The sequence below is a fragment of the Candidatus Shikimatogenerans silvanidophilus genome (assembly GCF_018200315.1).
In the GTDB taxonomy this organism is placed as follows: domain Bacteria; phylum Bacteroidota; class Bacteroidia; order Flavobacteriales; family Blattabacteriaceae; genus Shikimatogenerans_A; species Shikimatogenerans_A silvanidophilus.
In genome coordinates, this window is the sequence record NZ_JADFUB010000009.1 from 1 (window position 1) to 13,173 (window position 13,173).

The following is a 13,173-nucleotide window of genomic DNA, read 5'->3' on the forward strand; positions in this document are numbered from 1 at the left end:
CTATAATTTTACGCATTAGAGCTGTTATAGCTACCATCTTCTTCTTACCACTTTCAACAAGCTTAGAATAAAAGGTGCCAAGTGCAGATTTGGACCTTGCAGCAGACATGGCAGATGTAAAGAGCTTAAAAAAAAAAATGTTAAATTTTTTAAATATTATGGAAGAAAAAATAGAAAATATGGAAAAAATAGAAAAAATAGCAGAAAATTTAATAAATTTGACTGTAAAAGATATTATTTTTTTAGAAAAAATACTTAAAGAAAAACATGGAATTTCTCCAATTTCATTATCAGAACATAATAATGAAATAAAAAATAATAATAATAATAATAATAATAATAATAATAAAAAAGAAGAAAAAACTATATTTAATGTAGTTTTAAACTCTCCTGGAAATTCAAAATTAAAAGTAATTAAAGGTATTAAAGATTTAATAGGAAAAAGTTTAACTGAATCTAAAAATTTAGTAGATACAGCACCTGGATCTATATTAAAAAATAATGTTTCTAAAGAAGAAGCAGAAAATTTAAAAAAAAAACTTGAAGAATTAGGAGCAGAAATAGAATTAAAATAATAAAATAAATAAAATATAATATTATAATAAATTTAAATATTATATTTTAAATATTATATATTATATAAATATTATTAAATATTTATAAATATTATAAAAAATATAAATATTATAAAAAATAAATAATTATAATAAAATAAAATTACAAAAATATAATAAAAATATAATAAAATATAATAATTATAAAATTATTATTATTTTTATTAAAATTATTTATTTTATAAATTATATATTTTATAAATTATAAAATAAATATAATATTTATAAATTATAAATATAATATTAATAATTTAATTTAATTAAATATTAAATAAAAAAAATTATTTATTAAAAATTATTTAAAATTGATTAAAAAAAAACACAATAAAGAAATACAAAAAGAACATAATAATAACAATAATACTAGAATAAGTTTTTATTATAATAATGAAAAAATAAATTATCCTGATTTTTTAGATATTCAAATAAAATCTTTTAAATCTTTTTTTAACTTAGAAAATATAAAAAATAAAAAAAAAGAAGGTTTATTTAAAGTTTTTATGGATTTTTTTCCTATATCAGATACTAGAAATAGTTTTGTTTTAGAATTTATTGATTATTTTATAGATCCTCCAAGATATTCTATTGAAGAATGTATAGAAAGAGGATTAACTTATAGTATAGCTTTAAAAGCAAGATTAAAATTATATTGCACTGATCCTGAACATGAAGATTTTAAAACAGTTTTTCAAGATGTTTATCTTGGAAATTTTCCTTATATGACACCATCTGGTGGGTTTATTTTTAATGGAGCAGAAAGGGTTGTTGTTTCTCAATTACATCGTTCTCCTGGTGTATTTTTTGGACAAGTTTATCATACTAATGGTACAAAATTATATTTTGCTAGAATTATTCCATTGAAAGGATCTTGGATTGAATTTTCTACAGATACAAATAATGTTATGTATACATATATAGATAGAAAAAAAAAACTACCAACAACAACTGTTTTAAGAGCTATTGGTTATGAAAAAGATAAAGATATTTTAAAAATTTTTAATTTATATGAAAAAATAGAAGTTAATAAAAATAACATAAAAAAAATATTAGGTAAAAAATTAGCTGATAGAGTAGTATTAAAAACATGTAATGAAGATTTTGTTGATGAAAATACAGGAGAAGTTATTTTAGAAAGAAATATAATTTTAGAAAAAGAACATATAGAAAAAATTATAAAAAATAATGTAAAACATATTTATTTATTAAATAATAATAAAAAAAGATATTATTCAATTATTTATAATACATTACAAAAAGATACAACTAATTCTAAAAAAGAAGCTTTAAAATATATTTATAAAAAATTAAGAGGAATATATCCACCAGATGAAGAAACAGCAATAAATTTAATAGAAAAATTATTTTTTTCTGAAAGTAGATATAGTTTAGGAGAAGTTGGACGATATAGATTAAATAAAAGATTAAAAATAAATATTGATATAAAAAATCAAGTATTAACAAAAAAAGATATTATATATATAATTAAATATTTAAATAAATTATATAATTTAAAAAAAGAAGTAGATGATATTGATCATCTTTCTAATCGTAGAGTAAGAACAGTAGGAGAACAATTATATACTCAATTTTCAATTGGATTATCAAGAATGGTTAGAAATATACGAGAAAAAATGAATGTACGTGATAATGAAGTATTTACTCCTATAGATTTAATTAATTCAAAATTTTTATCTTCTGTTATTAATTCATTTTTTGGTACAAGTCAATTATCTCAATTTATGGATCAAACTAATCCTTTAGCTGAAATAACACATAAAAGAAGACTTTCTACTTTAGGTCCTGGAGGTTTATCTAGAGAAAGAGCAGGATTTGAAGTTAGAGATGTTAATTACTCACATTATGGAAGGTTATGTCCTATAGAAACTCCAGAAGGTCCTAATATAGGATTAATTGCTTCTTTATGTTGTTATGCTAAAATAAATAAAATGGGATTTATAGAAACTCCATATTACAAAGTAAATAATAGAAAAATAGATTTTTCTAATCCTATTTATTTAAGTTCTGAAGAAGAAGAAGGAAAAATTATTGCTACATACAATAATTCTAATATTAATAAACAAAAAATAATTGAAAAGAGAATAATTGCAAGAAAAGACGGAGATTTTCCTTTAGTTGAATCAAATAAAGTTGATTATATAGATGTTTTTACAAATCAAATAGCTTCAATTTCTGCTTCTTTAATTCCTTTTTTAGAACATGATGATGCTAATAGAGCTTTAATGGGTTCTAATATGATGAGACAGTCAGTTCCTCTTTTAATTCCAGAAGCTCCAATTGTTGGTACTGGATTAGAAAAAGAAGTTGCAAAATATTCTAGAATATTAATTAATGCAGAAGGAAATGGAGTTATAGAATATGTTGATTCTAAAAAAATTATTGTAAAATATTTTAAAAATGAAATAGAAAAATTAATAAGTTTTGATAACGATATAAAAACTTATAATTTAATAAAATTTAGAAAAACAAATCAAAATACCTGTATTTCTTTAAAACCAATTGTAAAAAAAGGAATGAAAGTTAATAAGGGACAGGTTTTATGTCAAGGATATTCTACTGAAAATGGAGAATTAGCTTTAGGAAAAAATTGTCTTGTTGCATTTATGCCTTTTAAAGGATATAATTTTGAAGATGCTATAGTAATTAGTGAAAGAGTAATTAGAAATGATTTTTTTACATCTATTCATATTGATGAATATTCTTTAGAATTAAGAGAAACTAAATTAGGAATGGAAGAATTTACTAATGATATACCAAATGTTAGTGAAGAATCAACTAAAAATTTAGATGAAAATGGTATAATAAGAATAGGTGCAGAAGTTAAACCAGGAGATATACTTATAGGAAAAATTTCTCCAAAATATGAATCTGATCCTACTCCAGAAGAAAAACTTCTTAGAGCTATTTTTGGAGAAAAAGCAGGTAATGTAAAGGATTCTTCTTTAAGAGCAGATCCTTCTTTATTTGGAGTTGTAATAGATAGAAAAATTTTTTATAGAGAAATTAAAAATAAAAAATCTAGATTAGAAAATAAAATAAAAATAAAAAAAATAGAAAAAAAATATAAACAAGAATTTAAAAATTTATATACAATTTTAATAGAAAAATTAAATATTTTATTAAATAATAAAGAATCAATAGGTGTTTATAATGATAAAAAAGAAATTATTATTGATAAAAAAATAATTTTTTCTAAAAAAATATTAAAATCTATAAAAGATTATAATTCTATATCAGAATATAATTGGACAAATAATTATAATATTAATGAATTAATTAGTGATATAATACATAATTATATAAAAAAATATAATTCATTAAATGAATTATATAAAAAAGAAAAAAATAACTTAATAATAGGAGATGAATTACCATATGGTATTATAAAACTTGCAAAAGTATATATTGCAAAAAAAAGAAAATTAAAAGTAGGAGATAAAATGGCAGGAAGACATGGAAATAAAGGTGTAATTGCAAAAATAGTTAAAGATGAAGATATGCCTTTTTTAGAAAACGGACAACATATTGATGTAATTTTAAACCCATTAGGAGTTCCATCTAGAATGAATGTTGGACAAATATATGAAACAGTTTTAGGTTGGATTGGTTTTAATTTAGGATTAAAATTTTCTACTCCTATATTTGAAGGAGCATCTATAAAAATAATAAATGAATATGCTAAAAAAGCAAATATACCAAAATATGGATATACTTATTTATATGATGGAGAAACTGGAGAAAAATTTGATCAAAAAATAACTGTTGGAATGATATATTTATTAAAATTAGGACATATGGTAGATGATAAAATTCATTCTAGATCTATAGGACCATATTCACTTATAACACAACAACCTTTAGGTGGAAAATCTAAATTTGGTGGACAAAGATTTGGAGAAATGGAAGTTTGGGCTTTAGAAGCTTTTGGAGCATCTAATATTTTACGTGAAATGATTACTATTAAATCAGATGATGTTATAGGAAGATCTAAGACATATGAAGCTATTGTAAAAGGAGAAGAAATACCTAATCCAGGTATTCCTGAATCATTTAATGTATTAACTAATGAATTAACAGGATTAGGAATTGATTTGGATTTAGAAGAATAAAATATTAAAAATATAAAATAATAATAATATAATAAAATAAAAAAATAAATATTTTTTAATAAAATTAAAATAAATATTTTTTAATGGAGGAAAAAATAAAAAAAATTAATAAAATTACTATAAAAATATCTTCTCCAGAATCAATTTTAAGAAAATCATATGGAGAAGTTTTAAAACCTGAAACAATAAATTATAGAACACATAAACCAGAAAAAGATGGGTTATTTTGTGAAAGAATTTTTGGACCTATAAAAGATTATGAATGCTCATGTGGAAAATATAAAAGAATAAGATATAAAGGAATTGTATGTGATAGATGTGGAGTAGAAATAATTGATAAAAGAGTTAGAAGAAAAAGAATAGGTCATATTAATTTAGTTGTACCAATAGTTCATATATGGTTTTTTAGATCTTATCCTAATAAAATTGCTTATTTATTAGGTATTACATCTAAAAAATTAGATAGTATAATATATTATGAAAAATATGTTGTTATTAAAAAAGGAATAGTAAAAAATGTAAAAGAAATGGATTTTTTAAGTGAAGAAGAATATTTATCTATATTAGATAATTTACCAAAAGATAATTTTTTACTAAAAGATGAACATCCTGATAAATTTATAGCTAAAATGGGTGGAGAATGTTTAAAATATTTATTGAAAAAAATTAATTTAGAATATTTATCAAAAAAATTAATAAATAATATTAAAAAAGAAGAACATTCAAAACAAAAAAAAATAGAATATTTAAAACGATTACAAATAATTGAATCTTTTATAGAAGGAAAAAAAAATGGTAGTGATCTTACATGGATGATAATGAATATTATAGCTGTTATTCCTCCAGAATTAAGACCATTAGTTCCTTTAGATGGAGGAAGATATGCTTCTTCAGATTTAAATGATTTATATAGAAGAGTTATTATTAGAAATAATAGATTAAAAAAATTAATAGAAATTAAAGCTCCAGAAGTAATATTAAGAAATGAAAAAAGAATGTTACAAGAATCTGTAGATTATTTATTTGATAATTCAAAAAAATCATCATCAATTAAATCAGATTCTAATAGAACATTAAAATCTATTTCTGATTCTTTAAAAGGAAAACAAGGACGATTTAGACAAAATTTATTAGGAAAACGTGTAGATTATTCTGCTAGATCAGTTATTGTAGTTGGTCCACATTTGAAATTACATGAATGTGGATTACCAAAAGATATAGCAGCAGAACTATATAAACCATTTATAATTAGAAAATTAATAGAAAGAGGAATTGTTAAAACAGTAAAATCAGCAAAAAAAATTATTTTTAAAAAAAATCCAATTATATGGGATATATTAAAAAATATTTTAAAAGGACATCCTGTATTATTAAATAGAGCTCCAACTTTACATAGATTAGGAATTCAAGCTTTTCAACCAATTTTAATAGAAGGAAAAGCTATAGAACTACATCCTTTATCTTGTGCAGCTTTTAATGCAGATTTTGATGGTGATCAAATGGCAGTTCATTTACCATTATCTTTAGAATCTATATTAGAAGCAAAAATACTAATGTTATCTTCTCAAAATATTTTAAATCCTGCTAATGGATTGCCTATAACTGTTCCTTCTCAAGATATGGTTTTAGGATTATATTATCTAACAAAAGAAAAATACAATAATAAAGTAGAAAAAAATATTTTTAGTTCTTTAGAAGAAGTAGAAATAGCATATGATCAAAAAATTTTACAATTACATTCTTATATTAAAATAAATACAAAAATAAGAGAAAATAATATTTTAAAAATTAAAAATATTATTACTACTGTAGGAAGATGTTTATTTAATAAATTTGTTCCAGAAAATATAGGATTCATTAATAAATTATTAACTAAAAAATCTTTAAAAAAAATTATTAAAGAAATATTTACTTTAAATGATTTTCCAACAACAGAAAAATTTTTAGATGATATTAAAGAATTAGGTTTTTATCATTCTTTTAAAGGAGGATTATCTTTTGGATTAGGAAATATTATGGTTACTGATGAAAAAGAAAAAATAATAAAAAATACAATAAAAAAAGTAGATGAAATAAAAAAAAATTATAATTTAGGTTTAATAACTAATAATGAAAGATATCAAAAAATTATTAATTTATGGACTAAGACTAATAATAGGATTACTAGTGAAATAATGAAAAATATTAAATTAGATAAAGATGGTTTTAATCCAGTTTATATGATGTTAGATTCTGGAGCAAGAGGATCAAAAGAGCAAATTAGACAATTATCAGGAATGAGAGGTTTAATGGCAAAACCACAAAAAATTAGTTCAATTGTAGGAGAAATTATAGAAAATCCTATTATTTCAAATTTTTTTACTGGTCTTACTATTTTAGAATATTTCATTTCTACACATGGTTCTAGAAAAGGATTAGCTGATACTGCATTAAAAACTGCAGATGCTGGATATTTAACTAGAAGATTAGTTGATGCTGTGCAAGATGTAATTATAAAAGAAGAAGATTGCAAAACAATTAGAGGAATAAAAATAAAATCTTTAAAAAAAAATGAAGAAATAATAGAATCTATATATGATAGAATTATTGGAAGATTTTCTTTAAATGATGTATATGATAATAATGATAATATTTTAGTTTATAGTGGAGAATTAATTACTGAAAAAATTTCTAATTGTTTAGAAAAAAATAAAATTAAAGAAATTTATGTAAGATCTCCTCTTACTTGTGAAAGTAAAATGGGAAACTGTATTAAATGTTATGGTATTAATTTATCAAATGGAGAAATTGTACAAATAGGAGAAGCAATAGGTGTTATAGCTGCACAATCTATAGGTGAACCTGGAACACAATTAACATTACGAACATTTCATGTAGGAGGTACAGCAGGTAATATTTCTAAATATAGTAAAATTATTTCTAATAATTCTGGAATTGTAGATTTAGAAGATTTAAAAACAGTAGAAATTTTTGATGAAGAAAATAATGAAACAAAAAAAATAGTTATATCTAGATATAATGAATTTAAATTATTTGGAGAAAAAGATAATAAATTAATTATGAATCATAATATTCCATATGGTTCTGTTTTATATGTTGATTCAAAACAAAAAGTTGAAAAAGGAACATTAATTTGTGAATGGGATCCTTATAATGCAGTAATTATATCAGAATTTTCTGGAACAGTTTTTTATGATAATATAGAAAAAGGTGTTTCTATAGAAATTGATGAACAAACAGGTAAAAAAATTATTTATGATGTAATAAATAAAAAATTATTTCCTATATTAAAAATTTTAGATGAAAACGGAAAAGAATTAATATCTTATAATTTACCATTAGGTGCACATTTACTTGTTAATAATAATGAAAAAGTAAAAATTGGACAAACTTTAATAAAAGTTCCAAGAAAAATTTCACAATCTGTAGATATTACTGGAGGTCTTCCAAGATTATCTGAATTATTTGAAGCTAGAAATACTTCTAATCCAGCAATAGTATCTGAAATAGATGGAATTGTTAAATATGGAAAAATTAAAAGAGGAAATAGAGAAATTATTATTAAATCTAAAATTGGAAAAGAAAAAATTTATTTAGTAAAACTTTATAAGCAAATAATTGTACAAGAAAATGATTATATTAAAGCAGGTACTGCATTATCTGAGGGTGCTATAACTCCAAATGATATTTTAAATATCAAAGGTCCTAGAGCTGTTCAAAAATATTTAATAAATGAACTACAAGAAGTATATAAATTACAAGGAGTACAAATAAATGATAAACATTTTGAAGTAATTGTAAAACAAATGATGAAAAAAGTAGAAATTATAGATGCGGGAGATAGTAAATTTTTAGAAGGTAGTATTGTACATAAAGATGATTTTGAAAAAGAAAATGAAATAATACTAAAAAAAATAATAATAGAAAATATAGGTGATTCAAAAAAATTTAAAAAAGGTGATATTATAAATAAATCTAAATTAGAAGAGGAAAACTTTTTTTTAGAATATAAAAAAAAAAGAAAAATTAAATATAGAAATGTTATTCCTGCTATTGCAAAACCTATATTACAAGGAGTAACAAAATCCTCTTTACAAACAAAATCTTTTATTTCATCAGCTTCTTTTCAAGAAACAACAAAAGTTTTAGCAGAATCAGCTATAAAAAATCAAGTTGATTATTTAAATGGTTTAAAAGAAAATGTAATTATAGGTAATAAAATACCAGCAGGGACAGGTTTAAAAGAATATGAAAATATTCATATACAAAATGAAGATTTTTATAAAAAAACTATTGAATCAATATAGAAAATTATAAAAATTTTATAATATTTTTTATCATTAATTTTAAAAAAATCTTGCTAATTTATACTTAAATTTTTAATATTAATTAAAATTTTAATATTATATAATTATGTCTTGGAATTTAGAATTAGCTTATTATTTATCTGACGCACCTTGGCCATCTTCAAAAGAAGAATTAATTAATTTTGCAAAAAGAATTGGTGCACCTGCAGAAGTTATAGAAAATTTACAAGAATTAAATAATGAAGAACGTTACGACTCTATAGAAGATATATGGTATGATCATCCAAAAGATGATGAAGATTTTTATTGGAATAGAGATGAATACGAAATGGATTGATGATATATATAAATTTGTTAGTTTTTTTATGTTTTTGTAATTAAGATATAAATTGATTGTTGATGTAATAGATATAAATTGATTTATGATTGATTGTTGATATATAAATTGATTATTGAATTGATGTTTAGATTTTTAGTTGATAAGATGTAGATATATTTATATTTATTTTAGTACGTTACGACGATACTAGTACGTTACGACGATACTATATAATTAATATTAATATATAAATTAAGTTATTATACCATGGTTTAATTTATTTTAAACCATGGTTTAATATTTTTTTTATTTTTTTTTTTATAATGTTAATTTTATATAATGTTAATTTTATATTAAATAAAGTATAATTTTTTTTATAGGTAATTTTTTATAGGTAATATAGAATTTTATAGGTAATATAGAATATAGATAATAGGTAAGGTAAGTAATTAGGTAAATAAAATAGGTAAGGGTAGGGTAAGTAATTAGGTAATTAATGTTAAATGTATTAAGGTTAAGTGTTTTTTATTTTTATTTTAAGTGTTTAATTTTAATGTTGTAAGTTGTATATAAGTTGTATATAAGTTGTATATAAGTTGTATGTATATAATTTGTATATAAAATAAACTATTATATTAATTATTAATTAATAGGATAGGTATGTTATATTATTTTATTATGTTTTATGTTTTATGTATAGTAAATAAAATAATAAAATAAAATAATAATAATTATTAATTAATAGGTCAATAATTATTAATTAATAGGTATAATTAATAGGTATAGTAAAGTAAAGTAGGTAATAGGTATAAAAAAATAATATAAAAAAATAATATTAATGTTTTTTTTAAAAATATTAAAAAAATTATTAAAAAATAATAACTATAAAAAAGTTTTAAATTTTAAAAAAATAAAAAAAATTAAAGAAAAATTATTATTATTTTCATCCTTATCAAATGATGATTTAAGAAATAAAACTTTTTTTTTTAAAAAAAAAATACAAAATTTTTTAAAAAATGAAATTAAAAAAATAAAAATTTTAAAAAAAAAAATTAAAAATACTCATAATACTGATATAAAAAAAAATATTTATACAGATATTAATACTATTAAAAAAACTATTTATAAAAAAGAACAGGAAATTTTAAATAATCTTCTTACAGAAGCTTTTGCTATTATAATAGAAACTACAAAAAGATTTTATTCAAAAGATTTTATTACCGTAAATTGTACAGAATATGATATTTTTTTTTCAGAAACAAAACCTTATATTAAAATAAATTATAAAAAAAATATTGCTATTTGGAAAACAACATGGGAAGTTTATGGTATACCAATAAAATGGAATATGATACCTTATGATGTACAATTAATTGGTGGAATAGTATTACATGAAGGAAATATAGCAGAAATGGCAACAGGTGAAGGCAAAACATTAGTTTCAATCTTACCAATTTATTTAAATTCTCTTACTGGAAGAGGAGTCCATATAGTTACAGTAAATGATTTTTTATCTAAAAGAGATAAAGAGTGGATGTCTCCTATACTTGAATTTCATGGAATTACAGTAGATTGTATAAATCAATATAATCCTTATTCTATAGAAAGAAAAAATGCTTATAATGCAGATGTTACTTATGGAACAAATAGTGAATTTTGTTTTGATTATTTACGTGATAATATGGTTAATTCAAAAAATGAAATAGTTCAAAAAGAATTAAATTATGCTATTATAGATGAAGTAGATTCTGTATTAATAGACGAAGCTAGAACTCCTTTAATTTTATCTGGAAAAACTGGTAAAATAAAAAAAAATAATAAAAAAAAATTAATTTTTTTAAATAAAAAAATAGAAAAATTAATAAAATTACAAATAAAATATATTAATAATAAATTTATTGAAATTGAAAAAAAAATTAAAAAATTTAAAATAGAAATATATAAAGATAAAAAAAAAGAAGAATATATTGGATTAAAACTTTTAGAAATATTTTATGGATATCCTAAATATAAACCATTAAATAAATTATTATTAAAAAAATATTTTAGAAATATTTTAAAAAATTCTGAATCAATATATTTACGAAATAAAAATTTAGGATTAACAATAATAAAATTTAATCTTTATTTTATAATAGATGAAGTAAACAAAAATGTTGATTTAACTGAAAAAGGAATACATTTTCTTAATAAAGAATTAAAAAATTCTGAATTTTATAAAAATTTTTATAAAAATTATGAAATTAATAATGTAAATTTTTTTGTATTACCAAATATATTAAAAGAAATTAATAAAATAGAAAAAAATATATCTAATATAGATAAAAAAAAAAAAATAAAAGAAATATTATCTTTTTTCATAGAAACAACTGAAAATATTAATTTTATTAATAAATTACTTAAAGCATATATTCTTTTTGAGAAAAATATAGATTATATTATTATTGATAAAAAAGTAAAAATTATTGATGAACAAACAGGAAGAATATTAGAAGATCGTAGATATTCTGATGGATTACATCAAGCTATAGAAGCAAAAGAAAATGTAGAAATACAACCTTATACTAAAACTCTTGCAACTATTACTTTACAAAATTATTTTAGAATGTATAAAAAAATATCTGGAATGACTGGAACTGCTAAAACAGAATCTTCAGAATTTTTAAAAATATATAATTTAAATGTTATTACTATTCCTACTAATAAACCAGTTATTAGAAAAGATTATAAAGATATTTTTTTTAAAACAAAAAAAGATAAATATAATAAAATAATACAAGATATTATTTTTTTATCTAAAATAAAAAAAAGACCTGTATTAGTAGGTACAACATCTGTAGAAGTATCAGAATTAATTAGTAAAATGTTAAAAAATAAAGGAATTAATCATAATGTTTTAAATGCAAAATTTCATAAAGAAGAATCAAAAATAATTTCTTCAGCTGGAAAAATAGGAGTTGTAACTATAGCAACTAATATGGCTGGAAGAGGAACTGATATTAAAATTTCTAATGAAGTTAAAAAATTAGGTGGTTTAGCAATTATTGGTACTGAAAGACACGAATCAAGGAGAATAGATTTACAATTAAAAGGTAGATCAGGAAGACAAGGAGATCCAGGTACATCTCAATTTTATATTTCTTTAGAGGATAATTTAATAAGATTATTTTTTGGATCTGATAAAATTATAAAATTACTAGAAAATTTTATATTTAAAGAAGTATATAATATTCAACATCCTTTAATTACAAAATATATAGAAAGTGCACAAAAAAAAATTGAAGAAAATAATTTTAGTACAAGAAAATTTTTACTTCAATACGATAATATAATGAATAAACATAGAGAAATTATATATACAAAAAGAAGAAATGCTTTATTTGAAAAAAAATTATATATAGATATAAATAACATGATATTATATATAATAAAATACTTTTATTATGATTTTTTAAAAAAAAAAAAATCATTACAAAAATTAGAAGAAAAATTTAAAAATTTTTTTGGTTTAAATAACAAAATATCAATTTTTAATGAAATTAATTATGATAATGAAAATCATAAAAAAAACATTAAAAAAATATATTTTTTTTTACAAAAAGTATATAAAAAAAAAAGTAAAGAATTAAATACACAAATATATAATATTATTAAAAAAAAATATTTAATATCATCTATACCTATAACAATAAAATTTACCAATAAAAATAAAAAAATTTTTAATAAAAAAAAATTTTTTAATTTTAAACCAGTAAAAAAAACTATACAAAAAAATAAAAATAATTTAATTTCTTCTATTTTTAAAA

Annotated in this window: 5 protein-coding genes and 1 pseudogene; 5 read left to right on the top strand and 1 reads right to left on the bottom strand. The window is 19.9% G+C overall.

The window, feature by feature from the left end; genetic code table 11:
• Positions 1 to 127 (bottom strand): annotated as a pseudogene (locus KHQ18_RS01425) (IS110 family transposase); the annotation flags it as partial.
• A gap of 52 nt (positions 128 to 179) precedes the next feature.
• Between KHQ18_RS01425 and KHQ18_RS01430 the strand changes: the two are divergent.
• From KHQ18_RS01430 to KHQ18_RS01450, 5 genes are all read left to right on the top strand, one after another.
• Positions 180 to 575: a ribosomal protein bL12 gene (locus KHQ18_RS01430; protein WP_212113357.1), complete on the top strand. Its 396-nt coding sequence runs from the start codon at positions 180 to 182 to the stop codon at positions 573 to 575.
• 344 nt (positions 576 to 919) lie between these two features.
• A complete protein-coding gene (gene rpoB, locus KHQ18_RS01435) occupies positions 920 to 4,741 on the top strand; it encodes a DNA-directed RNA polymerase subunit beta (RefSeq protein ID WP_213016788.1) in 3,822 nt (1,273 codons plus the stop codon).
• 83 nt (positions 4,742 to 4,824) lie between these two features.
• The gene (gene rpoC / locus KHQ18_RS01440; protein ID WP_212113354.1) at positions 4,825 to 9,048 is read left to right on the top strand and encodes a DNA-directed RNA polymerase subunit beta'; all 4,224 of its coding nucleotides are present in this window, start codon (positions 4,825 to 4,827) and stop codon (positions 9,046 to 9,048) included.
• Positions 9,049 to 9,154: 106 nt separating this feature from the next.
• Positions 9,155 to 9,385 carry a DUF2795 domain-containing protein gene (locus KHQ18_RS01445; RefSeq protein WP_212113355.1) on the top strand — a complete coding sequence of 77 codons (231 nt, stop codon included), beginning with the start codon at positions 9,155 to 9,157 and terminating at the stop codon, positions 9,383 to 9,385.
• An 820-nt stretch (positions 9,386 to 10,205) separates the two neighbouring features.
• Positions 10,206 to 13,173: preprotein translocase subunit SecA (locus KHQ18_RS01450; protein ID WP_212113356.1), on the top strand; the 2,968-nt coding region annotated here is incomplete at its 3' end.